At 67.2% G+C, this 26858-nt stretch carries 30 protein-coding genes; 22 read left to right on the top strand and 8 right to left on the bottom strand.

All coding sequences use genetic code 11. The annotated features are described in order from the left end of the window. Positions 1-9: 9 nt before the first annotated feature. A complete protein-coding gene (mazG, locus tag I0K15_RS18330; protein ID WP_196102921.1) occupies positions 10-852 on the top strand; it encodes a nucleoside triphosphate pyrophosphohydrolase in 843 nt (280 codons plus the stop codon). Here the strand turns inward: mazG and I0K15_RS18325 are convergent. Both I0K15_RS18325 and I0K15_RS18320 read right to left on the bottom strand, forming a co-directional pair. Beyond that, positions 783-1169 (bottom strand): hypothetical protein, encoded by a 387-nt coding sequence (locus tag I0K15_RS18325; protein WP_196102920.1) that lies wholly within the window; start codon positions 1167-1169, stop codon positions 783-785. The genes mazG and I0K15_RS18325 overlap by 70 nt on opposite strands. A gap of 96 nt (positions 1170-1265) precedes the next feature. Next, positions 1266-1511, bottom strand: a complete 246-nt coding sequence (locus tag I0K15_RS18320; protein WP_196102919.1) for a hypothetical protein — start codon at positions 1509-1511, stop codon at positions 1266-1268. Positions 1512-1690: 179 nt separating this feature from the next. Between I0K15_RS18320 and eno the strand changes: the two genes are divergently transcribed. After that, the gene (eno, locus tag I0K15_RS18315; RefSeq protein WP_196102918.1) at positions 1691-2968 is read left to right on the top strand and encodes a phosphopyruvate hydratase; all 1278 of its coding nucleotides are present in this window, start codon (positions 1691-1693) and stop codon (positions 2966-2968) included. Positions 2969-3060: 92 nt separating this feature from the next. Here the strand turns inward: eno and I0K15_RS18310 are convergent, their stop codons facing one another. After that, the gene (locus I0K15_RS18310; RefSeq protein ID WP_196102917.1) at positions 3061-3483 is read right to left on the bottom strand and encodes a DUF6314 family protein; all 423 of its coding nucleotides are present in this window, start codon (positions 3481-3483) and stop codon (positions 3061-3063) included. Positions 3484-3555: 72 nt separating this feature from the next. Between I0K15_RS18310 and purB the strand changes: the two genes are divergently transcribed. From purB to I0K15_RS18295, 3 genes are all read left to right on the top strand, one after another. After that, entirely contained in the window at positions 3556-4860 is a 1305-nt protein-coding gene (gene purB / locus I0K15_RS18305; RefSeq protein ID WP_196102916.1) for an adenylosuccinate lyase, read from the top strand. 269 nt (positions 4861-5129) lie between these two features. Then, positions 5130-5648 (top strand): glutathione peroxidase, encoded by a 519-nt coding sequence (locus I0K15_RS18300; protein WP_196102915.1) that lies wholly within the window; start codon positions 5130-5132, stop codon positions 5646-5648. A 51-nt stretch (positions 5649-5699) separates the two neighbouring features. Further along, positions 5700-6005 carry a hypothetical protein gene (locus I0K15_RS18295; protein WP_196102914.1) on the top strand — a complete coding sequence of 102 codons (306 nt, stop codon included), beginning with the start codon at positions 5700-5702 and terminating at the stop codon, positions 6003-6005. Positions 6006-6144: 139 nt separating this feature from the next. On the opposite strand, the gene I0K15_RS18290 is transcribed toward I0K15_RS18295, so the two are convergent. Next, positions 6145-7119: a thermonuclease family protein gene (locus I0K15_RS18290; protein ID WP_230374179.1), complete on the bottom strand. Its 975-nt coding sequence runs from the start codon at positions 7117-7119 to the stop codon at positions 6145-6147. Between the two features lie 114 nt (positions 7120-7233). Beyond that, a complete protein-coding gene (locus I0K15_RS18285) occupies positions 7234-7548 on the bottom strand; it encodes a DUF1476 domain-containing protein (protein WP_196102912.1) in 315 nt (104 codons plus the stop codon). 167 nt (positions 7549-7715) lie between these two features. Here I0K15_RS18285 and purC point away from each other — a divergent pair, with 167 nt between their 5' ends. Genes purC through I0K15_RS18255 form a run of 6 tightly spaced genes read left to right on the top strand, consistent with a single transcriptional unit; the run spans position 7716 to position 11062 of the window. Beyond that, positions 7716-8477 (top strand): phosphoribosylaminoimidazolesuccinocarboxamide synthase, encoded by a 762-nt coding sequence (gene purC, locus I0K15_RS18280; RefSeq protein WP_196102911.1) that lies wholly within the window; start codon positions 7716-7718, stop codon positions 8475-8477. Continuing rightward, positions 8477-8674 carry a hypothetical protein gene (locus I0K15_RS18275; RefSeq protein WP_196102910.1) on the top strand — a complete coding sequence of 66 codons (198 nt, stop codon included), beginning with the start codon at positions 8477-8479 and terminating at the stop codon, positions 8672-8674. The genes purC and I0K15_RS18275 overlap by 1 nt, the downstream gene beginning before the upstream one ends. Continuing rightward, positions 8671-8910 carry a phosphoribosylformylglycinamidine synthase subunit PurS gene (gene purS, locus I0K15_RS18270; RefSeq protein ID WP_196102909.1) on the top strand — a complete coding sequence of 80 codons (240 nt, stop codon included), beginning with the start codon at positions 8671-8673 and terminating at the stop codon, positions 8908-8910. Before I0K15_RS18275 ends, purS begins: the two co-directional genes overlap by 4 nt. A 4-nt stretch (positions 8911-8914) precedes the next feature. Beyond that, complete coding sequence (locus tag I0K15_RS18265) at positions 8915-9943, top strand: zinc-dependent alcohol dehydrogenase family protein (RefSeq protein ID WP_196102908.1); 1029 nt, start codon at positions 8915-8917, stop codon at positions 9941-9943. 10 nt (positions 9944-9953) lie between these two features. Further along, the gene (gene purQ / locus I0K15_RS18260) at positions 9954-10619 is read left to right on the top strand and encodes a phosphoribosylformylglycinamidine synthase subunit PurQ (RefSeq protein WP_196102907.1); all 666 of its coding nucleotides are present in this window, start codon (positions 9954-9956) and stop codon (positions 10617-10619) included. Then, positions 10616-11062 (top strand): GNAT family N-acetyltransferase, encoded by a 447-nt coding sequence (locus I0K15_RS18255; protein ID WP_196102906.1) that lies wholly within the window; start codon positions 10616-10618, stop codon positions 11060-11062. Before purQ ends, I0K15_RS18255 begins: the two co-directional genes overlap by 4 nt. A gap of 220 nt (positions 11063-11282) precedes the next feature. Here I0K15_RS18255 and dusA read toward each other — a convergent pair whose 3' ends face one another. Then, positions 11283-12272 carry a tRNA dihydrouridine(20/20a) synthase DusA gene (dusA, locus tag I0K15_RS18250; protein ID WP_196102905.1) on the bottom strand — a complete coding sequence of 330 codons (990 nt, stop codon included), beginning with the start codon at positions 12270-12272 and terminating at the stop codon, positions 11283-11285. A gap of 487 nt (positions 12273-12759) precedes the next feature. Next, on the bottom strand, positions 12760-13614 hold the full coding sequence (locus I0K15_RS18245; RefSeq protein WP_196102904.1) for a LuxR C-terminal-related transcriptional regulator: 855 nt from the start codon (positions 13612-13614) through the stop codon (positions 12760-12762). A gap of 131 nt (positions 13615-13745) precedes the next feature. Here I0K15_RS18245 and I0K15_RS18240 point away from each other — a divergent pair, with 131 nt between their 5' ends. The 11 genes from I0K15_RS18240 to I0K15_RS18190 all read left to right on the top strand — a co-directional run bounded on the left by I0K15_RS18240 (position 13746) and on the right by I0K15_RS18190 (position 24804). Next, positions 13746-14645: a beta-keto acid cleavage family enzyme gene (locus tag I0K15_RS18240; protein WP_196102903.1), complete on the top strand. Its 900-nt coding sequence runs from the start codon at positions 13746-13748 to the stop codon at positions 14643-14645. 39 nt (positions 14646-14684) lie between these two features. Further along, the gene (gene dctP, locus I0K15_RS18235; protein ID WP_196102902.1) at positions 14685-15689 is read left to right on the top strand and encodes a TRAP transporter substrate-binding protein DctP; all 1005 of its coding nucleotides are present in this window, start codon (positions 14685-14687) and stop codon (positions 15687-15689) included. Between the two features lie 55 nt (positions 15690-15744). Further along, on the top strand, positions 15745-16236 hold the full coding sequence (locus I0K15_RS18230; RefSeq protein ID WP_196102901.1) for a TRAP transporter small permease subunit: 492 nt from the start codon (positions 15745-15747) through the stop codon (positions 16234-16236). 3 nt (positions 16237-16239) lie between these two features. Next, positions 16240-17556 (top strand): TRAP transporter large permease, encoded by a 1317-nt coding sequence (locus I0K15_RS18225; protein ID WP_196102900.1) that lies wholly within the window; start codon positions 16240-16242, stop codon positions 17554-17556. A gap of 3 nt (positions 17557-17559) precedes the next feature. Continuing rightward, positions 17560-19587 carry an alpha-ketoacid dehydrogenase subunit alpha/beta gene (locus tag I0K15_RS18220; protein ID WP_196102899.1) on the top strand — a complete coding sequence of 676 codons (2028 nt, stop codon included), beginning with the start codon at positions 17560-17562 and terminating at the stop codon, positions 19585-19587. A gap of 3 nt (positions 19588-19590) precedes the next feature. Next, the gene (locus I0K15_RS18215) at positions 19591-19995 is read left to right on the top strand and encodes a RidA family protein (protein ID WP_196102898.1); all 405 of its coding nucleotides are present in this window, start codon (positions 19591-19593) and stop codon (positions 19993-19995) included. After that, entirely contained in the window at positions 19992-20774 is a 783-nt protein-coding gene (locus tag I0K15_RS18210; RefSeq protein WP_196102897.1) for an HpcH/HpaI aldolase family protein, read from the top strand. Before I0K15_RS18215 ends, I0K15_RS18210 begins: the two co-directional genes overlap by 4 nt. A 61-nt stretch (positions 20775-20835) precedes the next feature. Next, positions 20836-21750, top strand: coding sequence for a helix-turn-helix domain-containing protein (locus I0K15_RS18205; protein WP_196102896.1), 915 nt, complete (start codon positions 20836-20838; stop codon positions 21748-21750). 65 nt (positions 21751-21815) lie between these two features. Then, positions 21816-22841: an NAD(P)H-dependent flavin oxidoreductase gene (locus tag I0K15_RS18200; RefSeq protein ID WP_230374178.1), complete on the top strand. Its 1026-nt coding sequence runs from the start codon at positions 21816-21818 to the stop codon at positions 22839-22841. Continuing rightward, positions 22838-24046, top strand: coding sequence for an amidase family protein (locus I0K15_RS18195; protein ID WP_196102895.1), 1209 nt, complete (start codon positions 22838-22840; stop codon positions 24044-24046). The genes I0K15_RS18200 and I0K15_RS18195 overlap by 4 nt, the downstream gene beginning before the upstream one ends. Before the next feature lie 41 nt (positions 24047-24087). Further along, positions 24088-24804, top strand: a complete 717-nt coding sequence (locus tag I0K15_RS18190; protein ID WP_230374177.1) for an MOSC domain-containing protein — start codon at positions 24088-24090, stop codon at positions 24802-24804. A gap of 48 nt (positions 24805-24852) precedes the next feature. Here I0K15_RS18190 and I0K15_RS18185 read toward each other — a convergent pair whose 3' ends face one another. Further along, positions 24853-26742 carry an FAD-dependent monooxygenase gene (locus tag I0K15_RS18185; protein ID WP_196102893.1) on the bottom strand — a complete coding sequence of 630 codons (1890 nt, stop codon included), beginning with the start codon at positions 26740-26742 and terminating at the stop codon, positions 24853-24855. Positions 26743-26858: the final 116 nt, after the last annotated feature.

The following is a 26858-nucleotide window of genomic DNA, read 5'->3' as shown; positions in this document are numbered from 1 at the left end:
AGACCCGCCATGACCAAGCCGCTCGACCGTTCCGCCTCCGACGCGCTGGTGCATGATGGGGGGGCCGGGCTGGAGCGGCTGGTGGAGATCATGGCGCGGCTCCGCGCCCCCGATGGCTGCCCCTGGGACCGCGAACAGGATTTCGCCTCGATTGCCCCCTATACGATCGAGGAGGCCTACGAAGTCGCCGATGCGATCGCGCGACAGGACATGGCCGATTTGCGTGACGAATTGGGGGATCTTCTCCTCCAGGTTGTCTATCACGCGCAGATGGCGGGCGAATCAGGCGACTTCGCGCTGGCGGACGTGATCCGGTCGATCTCCGACAAGATGGTGCGGCGCCACCCCCACGTCTTTGGCAGCGCCGCGGGGCGCACGGCCGACGAGCAGATCGTGGACTGGGAGCGGATCAAGGCGGAGGAGCGGGCGGCCAAGGGCAAGACGCGGGAGCGGGTGCTCGACGGTGTCGCGATGGGCCTGCCGGCGCTGACCCGCGCGGTCAAACTGCAGAACCGCGCGGCCCGCGTCGGCTTTGACTGGCCGCAGACCGAACAGGTGCTCGACAAGATCGTGGAGGAGAGCCGCGAGCTCGTCGAAGCGCGGGAGACGCTGCCCCACGCCAAGCAGGTCGAGGAGTTCGGCGACCTGATGTTCGTGATGGCCAACCTCGCCCGCCATCTCGGCATCGATCCCGAGGAAGCGCTGCGAGACGCCAACGCCAAATTCACCCGCCGTTTCAACGCGGTGGAGGACGCTCTTGCTACAAAGGGCAAGCGGCCCGATCAGTCGGATCTGTCGGAGATGGATGCGCTCTGGGACGCGGCCAAGGCGTCGGAGTCCGCCTCGGGCTGACCCATGCGGCTTTCGCGCAACGCGTGGTAGTCGACCTCGGTCTTCTTCACCCGGCGCCAGCGCACGGCGCGCTGCCGGCCGCGATGGGACTGGACGCGCTCGACCGCACCACCGCGGGCGCCGTCACGCCCCTGCCGGGCGGCGAAGATGAAGACGATGAGGACGAGGAAGATGGCGAGGATGAGGTAGGGCGACAGGCCCTGGGACTGTAGCGCCTCGAAGAAACCCTCGCGCTGGACGACGGCGATGAAGGTGCCGCCAGGCCCCTCGCCGGGGACGACGACATGTCGTGTGCCGATATCTGACAGACCGGCCATGAAGAACTCCTGAACACATTCAAACTGTGCTCAGTATAGCTCAAATTGTTCGCGTTTTCCGCTTACTTCTTGATTCTAGGGTTAATTGTGCGGCGCTCAGCGCTGGTCGTGCGGCATCCGCATCTGGCGGAGCGTCTTCAGGCTGGCCACGTCGCGCGGTGTAAGCACCGAGCGCTTGCGCCGCCGGACACCGGGTGTGAGCCGGGCGAGGATCGCCCCCGCGATGATCGCCGCCGAGAGGGCGAGTATGAATTCGGTTTCCGCAACGGAAAGGCCGAGCGCCTGACGGACACCGTCCAGATGCGCCAGCAGCCAGTCGCGACCCAAGTCGATGTAGTTCATGACGTTTCATCCCCACGATGTTGTCTGCGTTAAGAGTTGCACCACCTGTTGTAAAAATCAACCTTTGCGTGTGTAACGCGCCTCACCCCTCCTGTGGGGTTGTTCGGCCTGCGGGCTTTGACGCCGCGGCGCTTTCCTGTAGGGACTTGCGCGACCGAATGCCCCAGCAGGAGACTTCCATGAGCATGATCGTCGACATCACCGCCCGCGAGATCCTCGACAGCCGCGGAAACCCGACCGTCGAGGTGGAGGTGCTGCTCGACGACGGCTCAGAAGGCCGCGCCGCGGTGCCCTCGGGCGCCTCCACCGGCGCGCATGAGGCGGTGGAGCTGCGCGACGGCGATCCGGCCCGCTACAAGGGCAAAGGCGTGCAGAAGGCGGTGGAGTTCGTGAACACCGAGATCTGCCAGGAAATCCTCGGCATGGACGCGACCGAGCAGGTGATGATCGACGAGGTTCTGATCCGCCTCGATGGGACGGAGAACAAGGGCCGCCTGGGTGCCAACGCCATCCTCGGCGTGAGCCTCGCGGTGGCGAAGGCCGCGGCGGCCGCGGTCGGCCTGCCCCTCTACCGCTATGTCGGCGGCACCTCGGCGCGCGTCCTGCCGGTGCCGATGATGAACATCATCAATGGCGGCGAGCATGCGGACAACCCGATCGACATCCAGGAATTCATGATCATGCCCGTGGGCGCCTCCTCGCTCGCCGAGGCGGTGCGGATCGGGGCAGAGATCTTCCACACGCTCAAGAAGGAGCTGTCGAGCGCCGGCCACAACACGGGCATCGGCGACGAGGGCGGCTTCGCCCCGGGCCTGTCGAGCACGCGCGAGGCGCTCGACTTCATCATGACCTCGATCGAGAAGGCGGGCTACAAGGCGGGCGAGGACGTCTACCTCGCCCTCGACTGCGCCTCGACCGAGTACTACGAGAACGGCACCTACGAGATGAAGGGCGAGGGCAAGTCGCTTACCTCCGCCGAGAATGCCGACTACCTCGCCGAGCTCGTGGACGCCTACCCCATCATCTCCATCGAGGACGGCATGGCAGAGGATGACTGGGAGGGTTGGACGCTGCTCACCTCCAAGATCGGCGACCGGGTGCAGCTCGTCGGCGACGATCTTTTCGTCACCAATTCCAAGCGGTTGGCCGAGGGGATCGAGAAGGGGGCCGGCAACTCCATCCTCGTGAAGGTGAACCAGATCGGCTCCCTCACCGAGACGATCGAGGCGGTGGACATGGCGCATCGCGCGCGCATGACCTCCGTCATGTCGCACCGCTCGGGCGAGACCGAGGACGCGACCATCGCCGACCTCTCCGTCGCGCTGAACTGCGGGCAGATCAAGACGGGCTCGCTCAGCCGCTCCGACCGGCTGGCGAAGTACAACCAGCTCATCCGCATCGAGCAGGATCTGGGGACCACGGCGCGCTATGCCGGGCGGTCCATCCTGAAGGGCTGAGGCCGGATTTGCGTATTTGAAGAGAGTGATGAACGGGGTGCCGCGCCCCTCATCACTCTCGACAAATACGCCCGCCGGAGGCGGATCGCGCGTCAGCGCTTGTAGATCGTGACCATCCGGTAGTCCTTGCGCGGCCCCTCGACGCGCCACTCGGCCCGCCATTCGGACGGCAGATCGAAGAGGTAGCGCACCTCGTAGAGGTCCGGATCGCAGAAATGCGCGGCCTCCGCTCCGCTCTCCAACGGGTCGAAGCGGTGGAAGAAGCGGCCGTCGTCGAACTCCACGAGGATGTCGGCGTCGCCCGCCTCCCACCGATAGCGCCGGGTCGCGGAAAAGGGTGGCAGGCCGGCGAAGCGCAGCTCCCCTTCCTCCAGATAGTCGAGGCCCGCGGCGCGCGGCACGAAATCGCCCTGCCCCTTGAACTGCCCGGTCCACTGGGAATCGAGATCGAAGATGTCGCGCCGGATCGACCAGCGGCCCGCGAAGGGGCGCAGAAGGGCCGGCAGCTCGTCCATGGCGCTCCCCTTGTTTGCGGCGGCCCCCGCGTCTATCACCCGCGCGACACCACCGACAAGAAGGGCCCGCCGATGATCCCCCGCTACTCCCGCCCCGAGATGGTCGCCATCTGGTCGCCCGAGACGAAGTTCCGCATCTGGTACGAGATCGAGGCGCATGCCTGCGATGCACAGGCCAAGCTCGGCGTGATCCCCAAGGAGAACGCGGCCGCCGTCTGGAAGGCCCGCGACGTGGAGTTCGACATCGCGCGCATCGACGAGATCGAGCGGGAGACGAAGCACGACGTTATCGCCTTCCTCACCCACCTGGCGGAGATCGTGGGGGCGGACGAAGCGCGCTTCGTGCACCAGGGGATGACGAGCTCCGACGTGCTCGACACCACCTTCAACGTCCAGCTCGTGCGGGCGGCGGACATCCTGATCGCGGACATGGACGCGCTGCTGGAGGCGCTGAAGCGCCGCGCCTACGAGCACAAGGACACGGTGCGCATCGGCCGCTCCCACGGGATCCATGCGGAGCCGACGACGATGGGCCTCACCTTCGCACGGTTCTACGCGGAGATGGACCGCAACCGCGCGCGCCTTGTGACCGCACGGGAGGAGGTGGCGACGGGCGCGATCTCCGGCGCCGTCGGGACCTTCGCCAATATCGACCCGTTCGTGGAGGAATACGTGACGGAGAAGCTGGGGCTGGTGCCCGAGCCGATCTCCACGCAAGTCATCCCGCGCGACCGGCATGCGGCGTTCTTCGCAGCGCTCGGGGTGGTGGCGAGCTCGATCGAGAACCTCGCGACGGAAATCCGCCACATGCAGCGCACCGAGGTGCTGGAGGCGGAGGAGTTCTTCTCCAAAGGACAGAAGGGCTCGTCCGCGATGCCGCACAAGCGCAACCCGGTGCTGACGGAGAACCTGACCGGCCTCGCGCGGCTGGTGCGCATGGCGGTGATCCCGGCAATGGAGAACGTGGCGCTGTGGCACGAGCGGGACATCTCGCACAGTTCGGTGGAACGCAACATCGGGCCGGACGCCACCGTCACGCTCGACTTCGCGCTGGCGCGGCTGACGCAGGTCGTGGACAAGCTGGTGGTCTACCCCGACAACATGCTGGCCAATATGAACAAGTTCCGCGGTCTGGTGATGAGCCAGCGCGTGCTCCTGGCGCTGACCCAGGCCGGGGTGAGCCGCGAGGACGCCTACAAGCTGGTCCAGCGCAACGCGATGAAGGTGTGGGAAGAAGGCGCGGATTTCAAAGAGGAATTGCTGGGCGACGGCGACGTTCGCGCAGCACTGTCAGAGGCGGAGATCGAGGAGAAGTTCGACCTCGGCTACCACACCAAGCACGTCGACACGATCTTCGCGCGGGTGTTCGGCGACTGACCACGGCGCCACCCGGCGGTGCCGCCGGGCGGAAGCAAGCACCGAAGCACCGTCATGGTCGGGCTTGACCCGGCCATCTCCAAGATGAAGGAGATCCTCGGGTCAGGCCCGAGGATGACGGCGGAGTGGTTGGTGGATGGTCCCGGCGCTGCGGCCGGGACGGTTGCATGGGGCTCGACCGCCCCGGACCTGATCCGGGGCCTTTTGATGCGAACAGGCGATGCTGTCGCAGGGTGAAACCGATTTGGTCGATGCGCCGTATCTACAGCATGAAACCGCTCGTTCTGATCCTCGCCCTCGCTGCCGCACCCGCCGCCGCCGACGGCGCGCATGACTTCACCTTCGATGCACTGGAGGGCGGGACGCTCGATTTGTCGGACTTCGCCGGGCAGACGCTGGTGGTCGCCAACACGGCCTCCTTCTGCGCCTTTACCCCGCAATATGAAGCGCTTCAGGCCCTGCATGAGAGCGATCCAAACGTCACCGTCATCGGCCTTCCGACCGACGATTTCGGGGGGCAGGAGTACGACAGCGCCGACGAGGTCGCGGAATTCTGCGATGTCAACTTCGGCATCACCTTCCCGATGTCGGATATCGTGACCACGCGCGGGCCGCAGGCGCATCCGTTCTTTGCCTGGGCGCGCGCGGAAGGCGGCGCGCGGGCCTTGCCCCGTTGGAATTTCCACAAGTGGGTGATCACGCCCGAGGGCGATCTGGCGGCCGCGCTGCCCTCCTCCGCCGTGCCCGACGGGCCACAGATGCAGGCGGCCATCGCGGCAGCGCGTTAGGTCTTCTAGAGGATTCGAGCTATATTGCACCGCAGCATAAGGAGTGCTGCGATGATGTTACCCAACGACTTTTCGAGCCTGGTGCGGATCTCGCTCGCCTGGCAGCGCATGAACGCCGCCGCCGCGCAGACTATCGTGAGCCGGATGGGGCTATTGGCGCGGGGCACGTTGAGCCCGGCGGAAGCCATGTCGATGTGGGTGGAAAAACCCGTGGCCTTCACCCGCGGCTGGCAGGGCGCCGCCATGGCCTTCGCCCACGGGCGCGGCGTCTCCGCGATAATCGAGGCGGGGCTGGCGCCGGTCGCGGCCCGCGCGGGATCGAATGCACGACGGCTGAACCGGCCGCGGCGGCGCTGAGCGCCGAGAGGCGCGGGATTGAGAGCGGTCCCGGCGCGTTGGCCGGGACGGTGGCAAGAGGGCGTCATGGTCGGGCTTGACCCGGCCATCTCCGGAAACAGCGAGATGCTCGGGTCGAGCCCGAGGATGACACTACGCATCAGGCGTCGGCGACAGGCCCCGTGAGGGTCGAGATGCCGCGCTCGATGCTCGCCGACGGCCAGTCGGTGACCTGGTCGACCCGGGTTACCGTGATCTCCGGATCGCCGGTCTCGGGCGGGAAGAGCTTCAGCGAGCCCGTCACGTAGGCGTAGGAGCGGGCGGGCCGCATCTCGCTTTCCGAAACGTAGCGGGTGAGCAGCAGGTTCATCACCTCCTGCCCCTCGCCCATGTTCGCCTCCGGCACGAAGACGGAGAAGGGCTGTGCCCGGCTGCCGGTGCGGAAGATGATGTGATCGCCGTCATTGGTCGGGCTGAAATCGCGCAGCTCCATGAAGACCGTGGTCTCGCCGCCCGCCTTCGCGATCTCCACCAGCTTGGCGTGGTCGAGGCGGGAGTTGAAGAGGTTCGCCTCCGGCATCCGCCGCTTGATCTCGCGATAACCCTCGATGATGCGCGCACGCAGGTCCCACCAGACGGTCAGGGCGGCGTAGTTGCGCATTTCGGAGCCGTTGTTGGCGATCTGGTCCCAGATGCCAAGCTTGCCCGACTGCGCCGCCCGCTCGGCCGCGACATAGGCGGCGTGCCGGCCCGCGAAATGGGCATAGCCGTATTTCTGGAAGTAGGGGCTGAAGCCCTCGCGGATCATGACCTCCTGAAAATCGGTGCCGTCGGCGAGCTCCACGTAGCAGAGCAGCCGCCCGAAATTGCCGCGGTAGCGTTGCAGGGCGGTCTCCAGCGGATCGTTGCCCGGCAGGATGAGGCGGATGGTGTCGCCGGGCTCCATCAGCTCCTTCGCCCGCTCCGAGGCGCGCCGGCCGAGCTCCGTCACCGGTTTCGTCCCGGCGGAGACCTCCTCGGTGTCGAGGGAGAGGATGCGCACGCTCTCTCCCCGCTCCGCCCCGGGGAGGAAGACGCGCACCGTGTCGCCGTCCACCACCCGCTCGACCTGAACTTCAAGCGTCGTGCCCGTCATCGCAACTTCTCCTCCACCTGGGACGAAGGAAGCGTGCGGGCGCGGCATGACAGGGCGATGACGGATCCGTCAACGCCCTGTCAGTTCTGCGTTAATTCGGTTTGGGACCGCGGCTCAGCCGTCGGCGACGATCTGCGCCTTCGCTTCGGTCATCGCGGCATCCATGCGGCTGCGCAGGTCGATGTCGGAGACGCGCTCGCCCAGATCCGCCTTGAGCTTGTCGAAGACGTCCTGGTCGCCGGGATGGGCGAGATCGGCCTGGATCAGGTCCTTGACGTAGCCCGCCGCGCGGTCCGGCTCGTAGTCCATCAGCCCCGCGGCCCACAGCGCGAGGATCTTGTTCCGGCGCATCGCGGCCTTGAACTGCATCTCCTCGTCATGGGCGAATTTCGCCTCGAAGGCCCGCTCGCGATCGTCGAAAGTGGTCATGAAGTGTCCTCCCGTCTGTCCACTGGTCGGCGTGATATGGATCACATGAGGGTATCACCTTGATCCAGCGCAAGGGTCCCGAATCCTTGCCCCTCCTCCCGTCAAGCGATAAGAGCGCGCCATCGGGCCGCCTCGCCGCGGCCCCGCACGGTATTTCGGAGACATTCATGGCGCGCCGCAGGATGGTGTACGAGGGCAAGGCGAAGATCCTTTACGAAGGCCCCGAACCCGGCACCCTGATCCAGTTCTTCAAGGACGACACCACCGCCGGCAACGGCGAGAAGCACGAGATGATCGACGGCAAGGGTGTGCTCAACAACCGCCTGAGCGAGCATTTCATGTCCGGTCTGAACGCGATCGGCGTGCCCACGCACTTCATCAAGCGGCTCAACATGCGTGAGCAGCTCGTGCGCGCGGTGGAGATCATCCCGCTCGAGGTGGTGGTCAGGAACGTCGCCGCCGGCTCCATGTCCAAGCGGCTCGGCATCGAGGAGGGCTCGCCCCTGCCCCGGCCGATCGTGGAGTTCTACTACAAGAACGACGATCTGGGCGATCCGCTGGTCACCGAGGAGCACATCATCGCCTTCGGCTGGGCCACGCAACAGGACCTCGACGACATGGTGGCGCTGGCGCTGCGCGTGAACGACTTCATGTCGGGCATGATGATGGGCGTCGGCATCAAGCTCGTCGACTTCAAGATCGAGATCGGCCGGGTCTACGAGGGCGATTTCCAGCGCCTGATCGTGGCCGACGAGATCAGCCCGGATTCCTGCCGTCTGTGGGACCTGAAGACGGGCGAGAAGCTCGACAAGGACGTGTTCCGCCGCGACCTCGGCTCCGTCTCCGACGCCTATACCGAGGTGGCCAAGCGGCTGGGCGTGATGCCCCGCCAGAACGGCTCGACCACCGGGCCGAAGCTCGTCCACTGATGCAGAAGCTTCTCGCGTTTCTCGCCCATCCCGCGCTTGCCATCGTGGTGGGCGGCTACCTGATGGGGGTGAGCTTCGCGTGGACGTTCTTCGGCATCTCGGCGGGTCCGGTGGTGCATGCATCGCTCCTCTGGATCGGGGGCGGCATCGTGATCGTCACCGTGAAGAAACTCATGGAAGGCTCTGGAAAGACATGAAGGTTCGCGTCGACGTCACCCTGAAACCCGGTGTTCTCGATCCGCAGGGCGAGGCGGTGCGCCACGCGCTCGGCGCCCTCGGCTTCGACGGGGTGGAGGGCGTGCGCCAGGGCAAGGTCATCGAGCTGGAGCTCGCCACCGACGACGCCGCGCTGGCCGAGGAGCAGGCACGGCAGATGGCCGACAAGCTGCTCGCCAACACGGTGATCGAGAACTTCTCCGTCACGGTTCTCTGACCCGATGCGCGCCGCCGTCCTGACCGCGTGGCGCCGGCTGGAGCTGCGGGACGTCCCGCGCCCGGCCTGCCCGGCGGACGGCGTGGTGCTCGACGTGCTGGCCTGCGGCGTGTGCCGCTCGGACTGGCACGGCTGGGTCGGCGCGGACCCCGACATCGCCCTGCCACACATTCCGGGTCACGAGTTCTGCGGGACCGTCGCGGAGGTCGGAGCGGAGGTGCGCGACTGGCAGGTTGGCGACCGGGTGATCGCGCCCTTCATCCTCGCTTGCGGGCGCTGCGACGACTGCAAGGCGGGGCACCAGACGACCTGTGCGACGCAGGCCGTACCCGGCTTTACCATCCCCGGCGCCTTTGCCGAGGCGGTGGCGGTGCCGCGCGCAGACGCCAACCTCGCCCGCCTGCCGGACGGGATGGACCCGGCGCTGGCCGCCGCGTTGGGCTGCCGGGTGACGACGGTCTGGCACGCGCTGACAGACCGGGCGGCGCTCGCGCCGGGCGAATGGCTGGCGGTGCATGGCATCGGCGGCGTCGGCCTCGCCGCGGTGCTGCTGGGCCGGGCCATGGGCGCGCGGGTGCTGGCGGTGGACGTGGTGCCGGCGAAACTGGCGCAGGCCGAGGCGCTGGGCGCGGTTCCGGTGGCCGCCGAGGGCGCCGCGGATGTGATCCGCGACATCACTGGTGGCGGCGCCCATGTCAGCGTCGAGGCGCTGGGGATCCCGGCCACCACCGAAGCCTCCATCCGCTGCCTGCGCAAACGCGGCCGCCACGTGCAGATCGGCATGCCCGCGGGCGACCATATCCACATGGAACTGCCGATGGACAGCGTCTATTCGGGCCAGCTCGCCCTCTACGGCACGCGCGGGATGCCCGCCTGGAAGTACCCGTCGCTCTTCGCCCTGATCGCGGGCGGCCTCGACCTCTCGCCCCTGATCGCCCGCCGCGTGGCGCTATCGGACGCGCAGGAAGAGCTCGCCGCCTTCGACGCCCCTGCCCCGCCGGGCATCGCCGTCATCACCGATTTCACAGCCTGAGGAGGCCCCCATGAAAGCCGCCGTCATCACCTTCCCCGGCTCCAACTGCGACCGCGACATGGCCGTGGCGCTGGAACGCGCAACGGGCCGCACGCCGGCGGAGGTCTGGCACAAGGACACCGAGTTGCCGGGCGGGCTGGACCTGGTGGCGGTGCCCGGCGGCTTCTCCTTCGGCGACTACCTGCGCTGTGGCGCGATCGCGGCGCGCGCGCCGATCATGAATGCGGTCGTGGACTTCGCCCTGCGCGGCGGCCACGTGCTGGGCGTCTGCAACGGCTTCCAGATCCTGATCGAGGCGGGGCTGCTGCCGGGAGCGCTGATGCGGAACGCCGGGTTGAAATATGTCTGCCGTGCGCAGAGCTTGCGGATCGCCACGCATGACAGCGTCTGGACGCGGGGCCTGGGCGAGAGCGCCACCTACTACATCGCGCATCACGACGGGAACTACGTCGCGGATGAGGAGACACTGGCGCGGCTGACGGCCGAGGACCGGGTGGCGTTCACCTACGAGGGCAATCCCAACGGCTCGATGCACGACATCGCGGGCGTGCTGAGCGAGAACCGCCGCGTGCTCGGCATGATGCCTCATCCCGAACGGCTCAACGACGCAGCACTCGGCGGCACGGACGGCACGCGTTTCTTCGAGGGACTGGCAGGCGCGCTGGTCACCGCATGATCATCCGGGAGGCGGTGGCGGCGGACCTGCCAGCCATCCTGGCGTTACTGGCGGAGGATCGCCGTGGCGCTGTGGAGGACAGCGACCCTGCCGACCCTCAGGTGCTGACCGCGTTCACCACCATCACCGAAGATCCGCGCGAGCGCCTGCTCGTCGTCGAGGAGGACGGCCGCATCGTCGGCACCGCCCAACTCAGCCTGCTGCCCGGCCTGTCCAATGGTGGCCGTCCGCGCGCCCAGATCGAGGCGGTGCGCATCGCCTCCGACCGCCGCGGCGCGGGCCTCGGCGCCGCGCTGATCGCCTTCTGCATCGCCGAGGCGCGGCGGCACGGCTGCTGGGTCGTGCAGCTCACCAGCAACGCCACCCGCACCGACGCGCGCCGCTTCTACGAGCGGCAGGGGTTTTCCGCGAGCCACACCGGCTTCAAGCTGGTCCTCGACTGAGCGCCCGCCGAACCGTCCGGCCATGCGTACTTGCCGGAAAGATGAAAGCACGGCCTGCCCGCTCGGCTCGAACCCTGACGGCCAGATGGCCCGCGGGCAGCAGGCGGAGGGACAGGCCGCCTTCACCTTTCACGGCCATCGGCTCGCCAGCCTGTACCGCACCCCCTGCCTAGCGCGGCAAGTCTTTCATCTTTCCTAAAATACGCCCTGCGCTGCGCCCTCAGGCGGCGCGTCGCTCGACATGGGCGAGCGCGGCCTCCAACAGCTCCGGCCCCGCGCCTGGCAGATGCGCACCCTCGCTGAGCGTGCGCCGCCATTGCCGCGCGCCGGGCCGTCCGGCGAAGGCGCCAAGCATGTGGCGGGTGATCTGGTTGAGGCGGGTGCCCTGCCCAAGCTCCGCCTCGATATGGGGCAGCATCGCGCGCACCGCGTCCTCAGCCGCCACGGGTCCCGTGTTCTCGCCGAAGATCCGGCGGTCGGCATCGGCGAGGATGGCGGCGGGATCGTGGTAGGCCGCGCGCCCGACCATCACACCATCGAGGCCCGCCTCCAGATATGTCTCGACATCGTCGAGCGTCATGATCCCGCCATTGATCGAGATGTGGAGCGCGGGGAACAGCCCTTTCATCTCCAGCACCAGCGGGTGGTCGAGCGGCGGGATGTCCCGGTTCTCCTTGGGGCTGAGGCCCTGCAGCCAGGCCTTGCGGGCGTGGATCGTGATGCGGGAGACCCCGGCGGCGGAGATGCGGGCGAGGAATTCGGGCAGCACCTCGCGCGGCTCCTGCTCGTCAACGCCGATGCGGCATTTGACGGTGATCTCGGCATCGCTGGCGGCGATCATCGCTGAGACACACTCGGCGACGAGGCCCGGATCGCGCATCAAGCAGGCGCCGAAGGCCCCCGATTGCACCCGGTCCGACGGGCAGCCGCAATTGAGGTTGATCTCCGGATAGTCGAAGGGAGCAGCGATCCGGCAGGCCTCGGCCAGAACATCGGGCTCGGACCCGCCGAGCTGCAGCGCGACGAGGCCCTCGGCAGACGATTTGCCGATCAGCCGCTCGGGATCGCCATGCACCAGCGCGCGGGCCGTCACCATCTCGGTATAAAGCAGCGCATGGGCCGAGAACTGCCGGTGGAAAAGCCGGCAGTGGCGGTCCGTCCAGTCCATCATCGGGGCGACGGAGAGCTCAGCGTTCTGATCTAGATTCATTTTCTTTGTATCTTCAAACTGTTGATGGCGACAGCTGCTACACTGTAATACGCTACAGCATCTCCGACTTTGTCCCTCTACGACTCGTTGCACACATAGCGCACACGGAGTTGGCCTTCACCACCAAGCTTCCTTCCGGTGCCTACCGGGTCCGGATCGGACGAAAGGGCTGATACGCAAAAGAGACGCTCTCCCGCTACGAAGACGCCCACTGTCGTGCTCGCCAGATGGAGACCTGGGTCAACGGAGGATGGCGCCGAACTAGTCGTCCGTCGGCCACCTCAAGACCTTTGGCGACCTCATCGACCTGCACGTAGCCGATATGTGCGAGGTAGAGAAACCACGCACGCGCAGCAAGGCCGCGACGCTTGCCCTTCTGCATCGCGATCTGGGTACGCGTCGCTGTAGTTGTTCGTCTCCATGCTCGCTTTCTCGGCTCAAAGTAAGGGGACAAGGCATCTACAAATCCGGGGACACCTCTTAACGGTCATCCTGCCACCGATGCTCTCCAGCGCGACGCCGCCTCGGTTCGGTTCTGGACGCCGAGCCGCTTCAGGATTGCGGACATGTGCAGCTTCACCGTGCCTTCGGAGATGCCCATATCTGCGGCGATCTCCCGGTTGGTCGAGCCGCTCGACACCTGCGCGAGGATTTCCCTCTGCCGTCGGGTGAGGATCGCGTCGAAACGCGCTGGCTGCGCCGCCGGAGCCGCTCCGCCCTCGCCCTTGACGTCCACCAGATCACGGGCGGCCGACAACGTGCGCTCGAAATCGTTGAAAACCGACTGCACCGCGCGGCAGGCCGGATCGTCCGGGTTCAACTGGCCAATGGCGCGGCGCAGTTGCGACAGCCCGTCGAGAACATCCTGTGCGGCGATGTAGGAGAACCGGCCCTCCGAGGTTTCGTTCTGCCGCACCTGCTCCAGCGTCCGTTCCAGCGCCTGGCGGGCCTCCTGCCGGTCCGTCACGTCCAGGGCGACCCCGTCCCAGATCACGGAGCCGTCGCCAAGGCGCCGGGGGCTGCCGATGGAGCGCACCCAGCGGTACCCTCCATCGCTGTGTGCAACCCGAACCTCCTTGTCGAGCCGGCTCAGCGACGCCGCCGACGCCTCAAGCGCCGCGATGAACCCGGCGCGATCGTCGGGATGGACCCAGCGGTGATCCACGCTGTCGAGCTGCATCAGGACGTCGGGATCCAGCCCGAACGCCGCCTTCACGCCTGCGCTGACATAGTTGTAGCGGTACTTCCCGTCCGGCGTCCGGAGCCGTTGCATGGTGTGGCCGACGAAAGCTCCACCAAGCAGATCCGCGACGTCCTGAGGGCCATTCTCGATGTCGTTCATATATCTATAGTTATATAAGCGGCACCTCTCTCACAACAGATATATGACTTAAGTATGGATTTATCGCTCGCGATCCGCCATCGTCGGCAGAACTCGCCCGAATGGGCGGTTGCGTTTGGGAGGGCGCAGCCATGCAGAAGATCATTATCGAAGCGCGTGTGAACGAGCTTGCGACCCGGGTCGGCAATCCTCACGTCCCGTTCCTGCCGTCCGAAATCATCGCGGATGCGAAGGCGTGCCGCGAGGCCGGCGCGTCGATCGTGCACTTCCATGGGAGGACGGCCGACGGCGCGCCGTCCCACGATCCGAACTTCTACCTGGAAACCAATGCGGGCATTCGCGCGCAGTCCGATATCCTGATCCACCCCACCCTCGGCTACGTCGCCAACGACACGGACGCCAGGGGGCGGTTTGCGGCGATAGAGGAGATGATGAAGTCGGCCGATACGGCGCCGGATTTCGCGCCGATGGATACCGGCAGTGTCAACGTCGATTGGTGGAATCCCGACGAGGGGAAGTACGACACCACCGAGCTCATCTACAAGAACTCCACCGCGACGCTGATGTATTTTGCCGAGCGCATCCGGCACCACAACCTGACGCCGTACCTGGTCAGCTGGAACGTCAGCTTCACCCGGCAGATCGAGCAGTTTCTGAAGATGGGCGTGCTGGAGGCCCCGGCATATGTCTGCTTCTGCATGACCGACGAGATCATCTTCGCCGGGCATCCGGGGACGGAAGCGGGGCTCGACGCGCATACCGCCTTCATTCCCTCGGGGTTCGAAACCGTCTGGACCGTCGTGAACTACAAGGGCGACCTGTTCCGCCTGACCGAGAAGATCATCCGCGAGGGCGGGCACATTTCAATCGGTCTGGGCGACTACGCCTACATGGACGGATCCCGTCACCTGACGAATGCCGAGGTCGTTGCAAAGGTCGCCGAACAGGCCCGCAGCCTCGGGCGAGAGCCGGCCAGCGTCGCCGACACCCGGGAAATTCTCAAGATGAAGACCCTTCGCATCGCGGCGTGAGATCGCGGGCGTTTCGAAAAGCTCAGGGAGGATAACGAAATGAAAACGAAAGCTTTGCCCTTGATCGGCGCGCTGGCCGTGCTGTCCGCAGGTACCGCATCGGCCGAGGAAATCCGGATGCAGACATTCCTTGGCGCCACGGCGGCCACCACCGTCGCCTTCGAGGAGATGGCCGCCAACCTGGCCGAGGCCACCGACGGGGCGGTTCAGATAACCGTCCTGCCGGGCGGCGCGGTCGTCGGCGCGACGGAGACCATTGAGGCGATTCAAAATGGCATCCTCGAAGGGCAGTACACCGCCCCCACCTACTTCGCGGGCAGCGACCCGGCCATGGGCATCCTGGGCGATACGATCGGGGCCTATCCCGATAGCGAGACCCGAAACCGCTGGTTCACCGAAGGTGGCGGACTGGAGCTCGCCCGCGCGCTCTATGCGCAATACGACCTGATGTTCATCTGCCCGGTCTACTGGCCGTCCGAGCAGATCCCCTCCACGGTGCCGATCGAGACCGTTGCCGATTTCGAGGGGCTGTCGATGCGCGCGCCCGGCGGCCTCGCGTCGGACCTTCTCAGCCGTGCGGGCGCGTCGCTCGTCACCATGGGCGTCGGCGAAAGCGTGTCGGCGATGGAGACCGGTGTGCTCGACGCGACGGATCTGGCGAACGTGGCGCTCAACGTCGCGCTCGGGATGCACAATCAGGCCCGGTATTCGGTTCTGGCCCGGCATTCCATGGCCGTGACCGAGATGAGCGTCTCCATGGACACCTGGAACGCCCTCTCGCCCGAAAGCCAAGCCGCGTTCGAGGCCGAGTGCAACGCCATGTCCGAGCGGCTGTCCGTCGAACTGCCCGAAGCCGATGCCGAAGCACAGGCCCAGGCGACAGACGAGCTGGGCGTGACCTTCATCGAGTTCGGCGAAGACGAGGCCGCCACATTCCGCGCGCTCACCGACGAAGTCTGGACCGAGTGGGGCAGCCGGAGCCCGAACGCGCAGGCGCTTGTCGACAGCCACCGCGCGTTCCTCGTCGAGCTTGGCCTGAACTGAGGCGATCGGGGAGGGGCTTGGCCCCTTCCCGGCTTCGAAAGCAGAGGCGGCCCGCATGCGATTTCTCGACACATTCGCGCTGTGGCTCGGACGGATCACGGCATGGTTCTTCGGCGCGATCATCCTGGTGATGGTGTTCGAGGTCGTGGCCCGCTACGGCTTCGGCGCGCCGACGGCCTGGGCGCATGAGATCTCGGTCCTGCTGGCAGGCGCTGCCTTCATCTTCGGTGGCGCCTTCTGTATGGCCGAGGGCACCCACATGCGGATCAGCTTCCTCGTCGAGAAGCATCCCCGGCTCGAACGGCTGTCCCACTGGCTGAGCCTCGTTGCGGGGGCGATCTATCTGTCGGGCCTCGCCTATGCCTCCTGGCGCATGGCGGAGCGCGCGATCTGGCGCTTTGCCCTAGACGGGTCGTGGATACCCGAACGGACCGGATCCACCTTCAACTCGCCCCTGCCCTCCTACCTCAAGGCGATGCTCTTTCTGGGCGCGCTGCTCTTCCTTCTGGTCCTGCTGCGGCGCGTGCTGCCCGGGAAGGCGTCCTGAGCGATGGATATCGGCACGCTCACGTTCCTGATCATCGCCGCGATGGCGACGCTCCTGATCATGGGCGTACCGCTCGCGTTCGTGTCGGGGTCCATCGCGGTCGTACTCGCGGTCACGCAGTTCGGAGCGAATTCCCTCTTCATCGTCGCGAGCCGCACCGTTGACTTCATAGACAGCTTCGCGCTCATCGCGGTGCCCATGTTCGTCATCATGGCCAGCTTCATGGAGAAGTCGGGCGTCGCGAGGGACCTTTACCGGGCCTTTCACGTCTGGGCCGGCAACCTGCGGGGCGGCATCGGCGTCGTCACGATCTTCGTGGCCGTCATCCTCGGCGCCACGACCGGCATCATCGGGGGTGAGATCGTGCTGCTGGGCCTGATCGCCCTGCCCCAGATGCTGCGCCTGGGCTACGACAAGAGGCTCGCCATCGGGATCATCACGGCGGGCGGATCGCTCGGCACGATGATCCCGCCCTCCATCATCCTGATCTTCTACGGCCTGACGGCGGAGGTGAACATTTCGCACCTCTTTCTCGCGACGCTGTTGCCCGGCCTGATGCTGGCGAGCTTCTACGCCACCTACGTGCTGGTCCGTTGCGGGCTGAACCCCGCGATGGGCCCGGCGCTCGACCCCGAGGAGGCGGGCATGCCGCTGGGCGAGAAGCTGCGTCTCTTCAAGGGCGTCGCCCTGCCGGTCGCGGTCGCGGGCGGGGTGCTGGTGTCGATCTATGCGGGCCTCGCCTCGATCACCGAGAGTGCGGCACTGGGCGCGTTCGGTGCCGCGGTCGCCGCGTGGGTCCGGGGCACGCTGAGCTATGCGATGGTCCGGGACGTGATGGTCCAGGCGCTGCGGACCTGCGGCATGGTGTTCTGGCTGGTCTTCGGAACCAACGCGCTGATCGGCGTCTACAACCTGATGGGCGGGATCGACTTCGCCTCGACCATGCTGGCGGGCGTATCCGACAACCCGTCGGTCATCCTCGCGGCCATGGTCGGCGTGTTCATCCTCCTGGGGTTCTTCATCGACTGGATCGGCATCCTGTTCCTGACCATGCCGATCTTCCTGCCGGTCCTGACGGAGCTTGGATACGATCCGGTCTGGTTCGGCATCGTCTTCAACCTCTCGATGCAGATCGCCTACCTCACGCCGCCGTTCGGCCCTGCCTGCTTCTACCTCAAGGGAGCGGCGCCCGAGGGGGTGACGCTGCAAGACATCTTCAGCGCGCAGTGGCCCTTCATCGGGTTACAGATCCTCGCACTGCTGATCGTGATCCTCTGGCCCGATCTGTCCCTCTGGCTTCCACGACTGGTCTACGGGTGATCCATGGCTGACCCATCCATCCTGAATGCCCTCGCGAACGGCACGCCGAGCAATACGCTTGGAACACAGGAGCGGGTGGACGCCCTGCGCATGATGCTGCGGATCCGCCGGTTCGAAACCCGGGCGAAGGAGCTGTTCCTGAAGGGCGTCATCAAGGGCACGGCCCATTCGAGCGTCGGGCAGGAGGCGATTGCGGTCGGGGCCTGCGCGGTGCTCGAACCGCGGGACTTCATCCTGACCCATCATCGCGGCCACGGGCATACGATCGCCAAGGGGGCCGACCTCGGCCGGATGTTTGCCGAGCTGATGGGCCGTGAGGCGGGCTACTGTGCCGGGCTCGGCGGCTCCATGCATATCGCCGATTTCGACAACGGCATTCTGGGGGCCAACGGCATCATCGGCGCGGGCATGGGGCTCGGCACCGGCGCGGCCCTGGCCGAACAGCTCAATGGCACGGGCGCCATCGGCATCAGCTTCTTCGGCGATGGCGCCGCGAACGAGGGCATCTTTCATGAGGCGATGAACCTCGCCGCGATCTGGAGGCTGCCCCTGATTTTCTTTTGCGAAAACAACCAGTACGGGCTGTCGACGCCGACCGATGCGGTCACCGCCGGCCCCTCGATTGCCGCACGGGCCGATGCCTACGGAACGCCGAGCGAGCGGATAGACGGCAACGACCTCAGCGCCGTCCATGCCGCCGTATCGCGCGCTGCGTTGCGGGCGCGGGCCGGCAAGGGTCCGACCCTGATCGAGGCGCTGACCTACCGCTGGGACGATCATTCGATGCGCGCCAACCTGCCCGCCTACCGCTCCGAAGCGGAGGAGGACGCATGGCGGGCGAAAGATCCGATCACGCGTCTGAAGGACGACATCACGAGGCGGTCGGAGATCGACGAGGGCGCCTACGAAACACTGGTCGCGGACGCCGAGACGGAGGTCGAAGCCGCGATCGAATGGGCCGAGGCTCAGGCACAACCGTCGATGGCGGGTGCGATGGAACTGGTCGTCCCGCCTCGTCACGCCCTGCCCGCCGCTCCGCCGCCGGGCGAGCGGTCGCTGACCTACGCTCAGGCCATTACCGAGGCCTTCGCGCTCGAAATGGAGCACGATGACGACGTGATCGTGCTGGGCGAGGATGTGGGCCGCATCGGCGGGATCTTCGGCCTGACCCGCGGACTTCACGACCGGTTCGGCGCGGCGCGCGTGCGCGACATGCCGATCTCCGAAGGGGCCATTGCGACCTGCGGCGTCGGAGCGGCGATGCGCGGGAAGCGCGTGATCGTCGAGGCGCAACTCTGGGATTTCGTCACTCTGATGATGGACGCCATCGTCAACCAGGCCGCGAAGGCGCGCTTCATGCTGGGCGGCAAGGCAAGGGTTCCAGTGGTGTTTCGCGGTCCGCAGGGGGCGGGGATCCGGCTGGCGGCCCAGCACTGCCAATCGCTCGAGATGTTCTTTGCCAACATCCCCGGGCTAGAGGTCTACGCGCCCGCCTCCGCCTACGACGCCAAGGGACTGATGGCGGCGGCGATCCGGCACGACGGCCCGGTGGTCTTTCTCGAACACAAGCTGCTCTATCTCGGCCAGGCGCAACCCGTGCCTGAGGACAGGTATGCGATCGAACCCGGACGTGCGCGGATCGTGCGGGAGGGCAGCGACTGCACCGTGATCGCGACGCTCGCCATGGTCGAGCGGGCCGTGCAGGCGGCCGAAAGGCTGGCGGGGGCCGGCATCAGCGTGGAGGTCATCGACCCCCGCACCATCAAGCCGCTCGATATCGACACCATCGCCGCCAGCGTTCGCAAGACCAATCGCGCCGTCGTGGTTCACGAAGCCCCCCTCTTCGGCGGCTTCGGCGGCGAGATCGCCTCGGCCATCACGGAGGCGGCTTTCGACTGGCTCGACGCGCCCGTGGCCCGCATCGGCGCGCCGGAAATGCCGGTGCCCTACAATGACGCGCTCGAACGCCAGTACATGCCCGACGCCCGTCGCATCGCGGACGCCGTGAAATCCGTCTGCTACAGGAGTTGAACCGTGCCCAAGCGCAAGATCATCATCCCGGCGGGGATGGAGAACATCTACGAGACCTATCACTACGCCCCCGGCATTCTGGTGGGCGACACGCTCTACTGTTCGGGACAGGTGGGCCGGGACGAAAACCTCAACGTGGTCCGCGGCGCCGAGGCACAGTTCACGCAAGCCTTCGAGAACGCCGGGAAGGTGCTGAGCGCGGCCGGGGCAACCTTCGACGATGTCGTGGAGCTCGAAAGCTGGTTCGCAGGCTCGATGGACGAGCTGAAGACCTTCACGGCGGTGAAGGACCGCTACTTCACCAACAACTACCCGACATGGACGGGTTTCTCCGTCAGCGGGTTTTCGATGCCCGGTCTCCTGGTGGAGATCAGATGCAGGGCCATCCTCGGCCTGTCGAACGCATGACACGCGATCTGAGCGCCCTTCTGACATCCGAGGGTCCCGTCCTCGGTACGTGGTCGCAGATCGCCGCGCCCGAGATGGTGGACCTGATCGGGCTCAACGGCTTCCGGTTCACGATCATCGACTGCGAACATGGCGTCTTCGGGATAGAAACCGCCGAGAACCTCGCGCGCGCGGCGGATGCCAACGACATCGCCTGCGCCGTGCGCGTGCCGCGCAACGATCCGGTGCTGATCATGAAGGCCCTCGATGCGGGCATCCGCCATGTTGTCATCCCGAACCTGGAGTCCGCGGCGGATGCTGCGCGCGCCGTTGCCGCGACGCGCTTCGCCCCGCACGGCCTGCGGGGCGCCTGCCCCTGCTGCCGGTCGGGCGGGCACTTCATCCGCAACTGGGACGACTACGTCACCGCCGAAGAGGCGCGGGTCGGGATCATCGGTCTCGTCGAAACCGTGGAGGGAAACCGGGCGATCCGGGAGATCTGTGAGACGCAGGGGCTGCGCGCCCTCATGTTCGGCCCCTTCGATCTGTCCGTATCCATGGGTCTGAACGGCAACTGGCGCCACAATGACGTGCGCGCGGCGGTCACAGACATGGTTGCCTGCGCGACCGAGGCGGAAATTCCCGTGATGATGCCGGTGTTTTCGCCCGACCCCTCCGAGTGCGGGGAGCTCATGGCGTTCTGGCGCGAGAAGGGCGTGGACTGCTTCGTCATCGGATCGGACAAGATCCTGATCGCGTCGGCCTTTGCGGAGTGGACGACTGGGCTGGCCCAGACCTGACGAGTTGCAGGCGGAGGCCGTCCGCCTCGCCAAGTCGTCCCGGCGGCGCTAGCCTTGGCGAATGGGAAGCTGGACCGTTCAGCCCGATACGCATGTGACCGCCCTTCGACGCTGGCAGTCGGGTCTGGCGCGTGCCTTCGTCCGGCTCGATGCGGAGGCGGTCGGCAGCCGCGATCTGTTCGGGGGGCGGATCGACCAGGTCCGTGCCGGACGGTTGCGGGTGAGCCGCGTCGCCGCTGACGCGCACCGCGTGATCCGCAGGCGGGAGCACGTCGCGCAGGCGTCCCGCGATGTCGTCTTCGTCAACCTCCAGATCGCGGGCCGCGGCGGCATCACCCTCGGCAACACGACGTGGGACGCCGCCCCCATGGATATCTCGGTCGTTCCAACCGGGGAGCCCTACGCGATCCAGCATGGCTCGGCCTTCGAGCTCATTTCGATCGCGCTGCCGGCCGAGACCCTGCCCGAGAGCTTCGCTCCGGGGCGGCTTGCCCTGTCCGCCCACGCCGCCGGGCGGGAGCTTGCAGGGATGATCGCATCGCTCGCGCGCGTGGCTCGGACGCTGCCCGATGATGGCAAGGCGCTCGAGGCGCAGTTCCTCGGCGCCTTGCAGCTTGTCGCCGCGGTGAACGCGCATCGTGCTCACGAGGATCACACGACGCTCCGCGCGGCGGTGAAGGCTCATATCGCGCGGCGGCACGGTGATCCGTCGCTGTCTGCCGCACCCATCGCCGCCGCGTTCGGTCTGGGCGAGCGTCAGCTTCACGCACTGTTCGCGGGCACAGGCCGCAGCGTGGGCGAGCGCATCGAAGCGGCCCGGATGGAGACCGCGCGCGGGCTGCTGGAGGATACCGATCTGCCGGTCTCGACCGTGGCCGCCCGCTCCGGCTTCCGCGATCCGGCCTATTTCGCCCGGGTCTTCCGACGCGCGCACGGCATGAGCCCACGCGACTGGCGCGCCGCGCAATCGTCCTGATCTCTGGCACATCTGTCCTGATCGCCCGTGTCAGCCTGCTGCGAAGCATCAGCGGGGAGCAGACCATGACCGGACTGAACACCAGACTGACGGAGCGCTATGGCGTACGGCATCCCTTCACGCAGGCCGGCATGGCCTTCGCCGGTGAGAAACCCGACCTCGCGCTTGCGGTGGGCCGCGGCGGCGGGATCGGCGCGATCGGCGTGGGCTTCACGCCACCAGCCGTGCTGCGGGAGCACATCGCCCGCCTGCGTGACGCAGACGCGCCCTACAACATCAACTTCATCACCTGCTTCGGAAATGAGGAGCAGGTGCGCGCCACCGCCGAAGAGCGCGTGCCGATCGTCTCCTTCCACTGGGGCCTGCCGCCGGACGATCAGGTCAAGCGGCTGAAGGACTCCGGCGCCGACATCTGGGTGCAGGTCGGAACGATCGAGGACGGCGAAAGGGCCGTCGCGCTGGGCGCGGACGTGATCGTGGCGCAGGGGTGGGAGGCCGGCGGCCACAACTACGGCGGCATGGGATCGATGGCGCTCATCCCAGCGATGGTCGACGCGGTGGGCGACCGGGCGATGGTCCTCGGATCGGGTGGCATCACGGATGGCCGGGGCGTGGCTGCGGCCCTGGCCCTGGGCGCGGACGGCGTCTGGGTGGGCACCCGCCTCGTCGCGGCGAAGGAGGCATGGGTTCATCCGGAGCATCACCGGCGCCTTGTTGCGGCGACCGGCAGCGATACGACCCGCTCGGGCGTGTTCGGCCCCGAAATGCCCGACTTCAATCCGATGCGGCTGATGCGCGTGCGCCCCACGGAGGAATTCGAGGGCCGTCTGGAGGACGTGCCGGTCGAGCGCTCGGAAGAACCGGTGATCGGGCACACCACCTTCCTCGGTCAGCCGCATGAAAAGCGCCGCTTCGACGTCATCCTGCCGACGCCGGACACGACGGGCGATTTCGAGGAGATGGCGTGGTTGATGGGACAGGGCGTGGGCCTCGTCCACGACATCCGCCCCGCGGCCGACATCGTGGAGCAGATGATGGCCGACGCGGCCCACATATTGGGGAGAACCCCGGCCCCAGTGGCCGCCCAATGACGGCACTCATTCGGGAGGTCCGGGTCAGCGGGGCCGATAGCGGCCCCCTCGCCGGCGAAACACTTGTCGTGAAGGCCAATATCGCGGTGGCGGGTCAGCCTTGGGACGGTGCCTCTCCGGCGCTGGCAAGCGTCATGGCAGAGAGCAACGCCCCCGCGGTCGACCGGGCGCTGGCCGCGGGCGCGTCGATCGTGGGACAAGCGAACATGCACGAACTGGCCTTCGGGATCACCTCCGACAACGCGGCGTTCGGAGCAGTTGAAAGCCCTCACGGCGGCATGGCCGGAGGGTCATCGGGCGGCACCGCTGCCGCGATTGCCGGGGGGCTCGCCACGATGGGCCTCGGGACGGATACAGGTGGATCCGGCCGCATCCCCGCCGCCTTTTGCGGTGTAGTCGGCTTTCGGCCCACGACGGGGCGCTATCCCGCCGGGGGTGTGCTCACGCTGTCCTCGTCGCTCGATACCATCTCCGCCATGGCGGCGGACGTGGCCGGGTTGACCCGGCTGGACGCCGCACTCGCCGGTGGCGGGGAGGAGGCCATGCCGGCGGACCTGTCTGGCATTCGGCTGGGCCGGATCAGGGACCCGTTCTGGATGGACCTCGACGGTCGTGTGGAGCGCCGTGTCGAGGAGGCGCTGGACCTGCTCCGCACCGCAGGGGCGACGGTGGAGGAGCGGGACATCGGCGGCATCACGGACGCCATTGAGGCGACGGCACTGCCTCTCGTTGTTGCGGAGGCGCGGCGCTGGTGGGCGCCTTTCCTGCGCGAGAAGCTGCAGATCGCGCTAGAAGACTTCCCGCCCCGGATCGCCAGCGCCGATGTCGCGGAGGTGTTTCGCGCCATAGCCTCGGACACCACCGACGATGCGACGCTCGAAAAGCTGCGTCGCGACGGCATCTCCCGGATCCGCGGCCTGTTGGAGCAGGCGCTCGATGGGCTGGATGCTCTAGTCTACCCGGCCGTTCCGATCGCGGCGCCGCCGGTCGGCACCACCGAGGTTGAGCTGAACGGCACGACCCATGCCCTCTTTCCCCTGCTGACCAACCGGGCGCTCGCGGCGTCGTTGAGCGGAGCACCGGCCATTTCGCTGCCGATCCGGGGGTTCGACGCGCGCCCGCTGGGCCTGGAGCTTATGGGGCGCCCGCAAGGCGACCGCGCGCTGATCGGTATCGCGCTGGCCGCCGAGCGGGTGATCCGATGATGGGGCGCATCAGGTCGCTCTCCCGGTTTCCGGTGAAGGGCATGACCGCCGAACCGCTCGACGCGGTCGAGCTGGTCGCCGGGCAAGGCATCCGCGGTGATCGCCGCTGGGGCTTCGCGCAGCCCGACAGCGGCTTCGATCCTGCCGATCCGAAACCACTGCCCAAGGATCGCTTCGTCGTGCTGTTGCGCGAGGCCGGGCTCGCCCGCCTGCAAACGCGGCTGGAGGGCGATACGCTCACAATCCGGGACGGCGATGCGGAAGGCCATTTCGAGCTGGAGGATCCGGAGGCACGCGGCGCGGCCGCGGACTTTCTCCGCACCCGGCTCGGGTTGGCGGAGACGCCGACCCTCGTGCGCTCGGATCCCCATCGCTTCACGGACGTCTCCGTTGTCTCACCGGAGCTGATGAACGCGGTTTCGATCCTGTCGCAGGACAGCGTGGCGGCCCTTGGCAGCGCGGTGGGCGCCGATATCGACCCGCGCCGGTTTCGCATGAACGTGGAAATCGAGGGCTGGCCCGCCTGGGCGGAACTCGATGCCGTTGGCAGGGAGATCACGCTCGGCACCGCGCGGCTGCGGATCCTTCTTCGGACACGGCGCTGCGCTGCGACGGAGGTGAACCCGGAAACCGCCGAGCGCGATCTGCCGGTCCCCCGCCTGCTCCACAAAGCGGTCGGACACGTGGATATGGGCGTCTATGCGGAGGTACTGGAGGGCGGCACGATCCGGGTCGGGGAGTCTGCGGAACTGCTCTGAGGCTGGCCGACCCGGAGAGGCGGTGCTCGCGACCACCCCGCGCGCACATCAGGACGCAGCGGCAGCAGCGCGTTGTGTAACCATCAGGAATCGCTCAAAGAAGCGCTCCACCTCCGCGACTGCCGTCAGTGGCAGGACCTGCGCGACATGCTGGTCGGGGCGGGTCACGATGAGGGCGCCGCGGGTCCGGTCGATGCCGCGCAGCTCGAAGATGTCGGGGCCAGCGAGTGAAGGACAGAAGACCTTCTCGTAGTCCGTCAGCCCGAGCGCCCCTTTCTTCGGCAGGAGCAGCCCGGGCAGCGTCTCCACAGCCATGTCCCGATGGCCGATCTGAAAGACCGCGCGGATGTCGAAGACGCTGTCGATATCCGCGCCATCCGGCGTGAACCGCGCAATGAGCCCGGACGGCCCCGCGATGGCGCCGCAGAGCGCCGCGACCGGCCCGCCTGCCGCGCCATCATCGCCTTCGGGCGCAAAGACCATCAGCCGCCAGCGCCCGTCGGCCTTCAGCGCGTGCCCGAGTTGCATCGGCTTCGCGTCGGCCAGCCGGATCACGGGGGCGGAGTGGAAGCGCTTGCCGACGATGAGCCCGCGCGCGAGGTCCTGATGCGCCGCGCCGCCGGTGATCAGCGACGGCGCATAGCGGGTCTCGACCCCCGCGGTGTAGCGGCCGTGCTTCTGGAAATACTGCTGAAAGAGCTCCGCCTCCGCCGCCGTTTCCGGCCTAGCACTGAAGAGGCGCGCCATGTCGCGGTCGAAGTCGATCAGCTCCTTCGCCTTCGCCCGCCGCTCCTCCGAATAGGTGTCGAGCAGCGCGGGTCGGGCCTCACCCCGCAGCACGGCGGCGAGCTTCCAGCCGAGGTTGAAGGCATCGGCCATCGAGACGTTCATCCCCTGCCCCGCCTTCGGACTGTGCGTGTGGCAGGCGTCCCCTGCGATGAAGATCCGGGGCATGCACACGCCGCGCTCCGCCTCCGGCACGTCGTCGAAGGCGTCGCAGACCCGCTGCCCGATCTCGTAAGCCGACCACCAGGCGACCTCGGCCACCTCCAGCGTGTAGGGCGCGAGGATGCGCTGCGCCTTTTCGATGAGCATCCCGGAGGTCACCCCGCGATCCGCGGCCCGTTCGCCCTCCGCCAGCGCATCGAGCTCGATATAGAGGCGCACCATGTAGCCGCCCTCGCGCGGGATGATGAGGACGCTGCCCGCATCCGCCGACTGGATCGCGCATTTGAGGCGGATATCGGGGAAGTCGGTGCGCACCAACGCGTCCATCACGCCCCAGAGCTGACGGGCGGACCCGCCCCTCAGCTCATGCCCCATGGAGCGGCGCACCTGGCTGCGCGCGCCATCGCAGCCGACGACGTAGCGGGCGCGAATGGTCTCCTCGTCTCCGTTGCGGTCGAAGGTGGCCGTGACCGGATGCTCCGGATCGTCGGTGCGCGTGAGGGAGATCAGCTCCATCCCGTAATCCGGCGTCAGGCGGCGCGGCGCGTTGCGCATGATCTCCAGGTAGAAATCGTGGATCCGCGCCTGGCTGAGGATGATATGCGGCATCTCGGAGAGGTCGTCCTCGACGTCCTGGATACGATCCGCGCGGGTGAGCGGCGTACCGTCCGCGCCGGGGCGCCAGAACGTGACCTCGTTGACCTGGTAGCCTTCCTTCACGACCTTCTCGGCGAAGCCGAACGCCTCGAACATCTCGACCGAGCGGCAGGCGATGCCGTCCGCCTGTCCGACCTCCAGAGGCCCCGGCTTGCGCTCGGCGATCCGGACGGAGATGTCGGGAAAGGCCGAGAGCTGCGCGGCCAGCGTCAGCCCCGCGGGTCCGCAGCCGACGATCAGCACGTCGACGTCGCGCAGCGTCTCACCCGCGCCGGGTCCGGCCGGGGCAACCGACGGGTCGCCGGGACGAAAGCCGTTCTGGTGATACTGCATGGCGACCTCGCTGAAGGAGAAGCCCCTGCGATTATTGACGTCGGTCCAGATGCGTCAACATGGTCGCGACCCAGTCGCTGTGCCCGGCCTTGCCCCTGCTGGATACGTCCCGCGGT

Source organism: Pontivivens ytuae, from assembly GCF_015679265.1.
Classification (GTDB): domain Bacteria; phylum Pseudomonadota; class Alphaproteobacteria; order Rhodobacterales; family Rhodobacteraceae; genus Pontivivens; species Pontivivens ytuae.
Note: the sequence above shows the minus strand (reverse complement) of the source record. Positions and strands in the feature narration are given on the sequence as shown.

Coding starts and splice junctions, on each gene's coding strand:
- mazG (WP_196102921.1), top strand. CDS start 10: ATGACCAAGCCGCTCGACCGTTCCGCCTCCGACGCGCTGGTGCATGAT.
- I0K15_RS18325 (WP_196102920.1), bottom strand. CDS start 1,169: ATGGCCGGTCTGTCAGATATCGGCACACGACATGTCGTCGTCCCCGGC.
- I0K15_RS18320 (WP_196102919.1), bottom strand. CDS start 1,511: ATGAACTACATCGACTTGGGTCGCGACTGGCTGCTGGCGCATCTGGAC.
- eno (WP_196102918.1), top strand. CDS start 1,691: ATGAGCATGATCGTCGACATCACCGCCCGCGAGATCCTCGACAGCCGC.
- I0K15_RS18310 (WP_196102917.1), bottom strand. CDS start 3,483: ATGGACGAGCTGCCGGCCCTTCTGCGCCCCTTCGCGGGCCGCTGGTCG.
- purB (WP_196102916.1), top strand. CDS start 3,556: ATGATCCCCCGCTACTCCCGCCCCGAGATGGTCGCCATCTGGTCGCCC.
- I0K15_RS18300 (WP_196102915.1), top strand. CDS start 5,130: ATGAAACCGCTCGTTCTGATCCTCGCCCTCGCTGCCGCACCCGCCGCC.
- I0K15_RS18295 (WP_196102914.1), top strand. CDS start 5,700: ATGATGTTACCCAACGACTTTTCGAGCCTGGTGCGGATCTCGCTCGCC.
- I0K15_RS18290 (WP_230374179.1), bottom strand. CDS start 7,119: ATGACGGGCACGACGCTTGAAGTTCAGGTCGAGCGGGTGGTGGACGGC.
- I0K15_RS18285 (WP_196102912.1), bottom strand. CDS start 7,548: ATGACCACTTTCGACGATCGCGAGCGGGCCTTCGAGGCGAAATTCGCC.
- purC (WP_196102911.1), top strand. CDS start 7,716: ATGGCGCGCCGCAGGATGGTGTACGAGGGCAAGGCGAAGATCCTTTAC.
- I0K15_RS18275 (WP_196102910.1), top strand. CDS start 8,477: ATGCAGAAGCTTCTCGCGTTTCTCGCCCATCCCGCGCTTGCCATCGTG.
- purS (WP_196102909.1), top strand. CDS start 8,671: ATGAAGGTTCGCGTCGACGTCACCCTGAAACCCGGTGTTCTCGATCCG.
- I0K15_RS18265 (WP_196102908.1), top strand. CDS start 8,915: ATGCGCGCCGCCGTCCTGACCGCGTGGCGCCGGCTGGAGCTGCGGGAC.
- purQ (WP_196102907.1), top strand. CDS start 9,954: ATGAAAGCCGCCGTCATCACCTTCCCCGGCTCCAACTGCGACCGCGAC.
- I0K15_RS18255 (WP_196102906.1), top strand. CDS start 10,616: ATGATCATCCGGGAGGCGGTGGCGGCGGACCTGCCAGCCATCCTGGCG.
- dusA (WP_196102905.1), bottom strand. CDS start 12,272: ATGAATCTAGATCAGAACGCTGAGCTCTCCGTCGCCCCGATGATGGAC.
- I0K15_RS18245 (WP_196102904.1), bottom strand. CDS start 13,614: ATGAACGACATCGAGAATGGCCCTCAGGACGTCGCGGATCTGCTTGGT.
- I0K15_RS18240 (WP_196102903.1), top strand. CDS start 13,746: ATGCAGAAGATCATTATCGAAGCGCGTGTGAACGAGCTTGCGACCCGG.
- dctP (WP_196102902.1), top strand. CDS start 14,685: ATGAAAACGAAAGCTTTGCCCTTGATCGGCGCGCTGGCCGTGCTGTCC.
- I0K15_RS18230 (WP_196102901.1), top strand. CDS start 15,745: ATGCGATTTCTCGACACATTCGCGCTGTGGCTCGGACGGATCACGGCA.
- I0K15_RS18225 (WP_196102900.1), top strand. CDS start 16,240: ATGGATATCGGCACGCTCACGTTCCTGATCATCGCCGCGATGGCGACG.
- I0K15_RS18220 (WP_196102899.1), top strand. CDS start 17,560: ATGGCTGACCCATCCATCCTGAATGCCCTCGCGAACGGCACGCCGAGC.
- I0K15_RS18210 (WP_196102897.1), top strand. CDS start 19,992: ATGACACGCGATCTGAGCGCCCTTCTGACATCCGAGGGTCCCGTCCTC.
- I0K15_RS18205 (WP_196102896.1), top strand. CDS start 20,836: ATGGGAAGCTGGACCGTTCAGCCCGATACGCATGTGACCGCCCTTCGA.
- I0K15_RS18200 (WP_230374178.1), top strand. CDS start 21,816: ATGACCGGACTGAACACCAGACTGACGGAGCGCTATGGCGTACGGCAT.
- I0K15_RS18195 (WP_196102895.1), top strand. CDS start 22,838: ATGACGGCACTCATTCGGGAGGTCCGGGTCAGCGGGGCCGATAGCGGC.
- I0K15_RS18190 (WP_230374177.1), top strand. CDS start 24,088: ATGACCGCCGAACCGCTCGACGCGGTCGAGCTGGTCGCCGGGCAAGGC.
- I0K15_RS18185 (WP_196102893.1), bottom strand. CDS start 26,742: ATGCAGTATCACCAGAACGGCTTTCGTCCCGGCGACCCGTCGGTTGCC.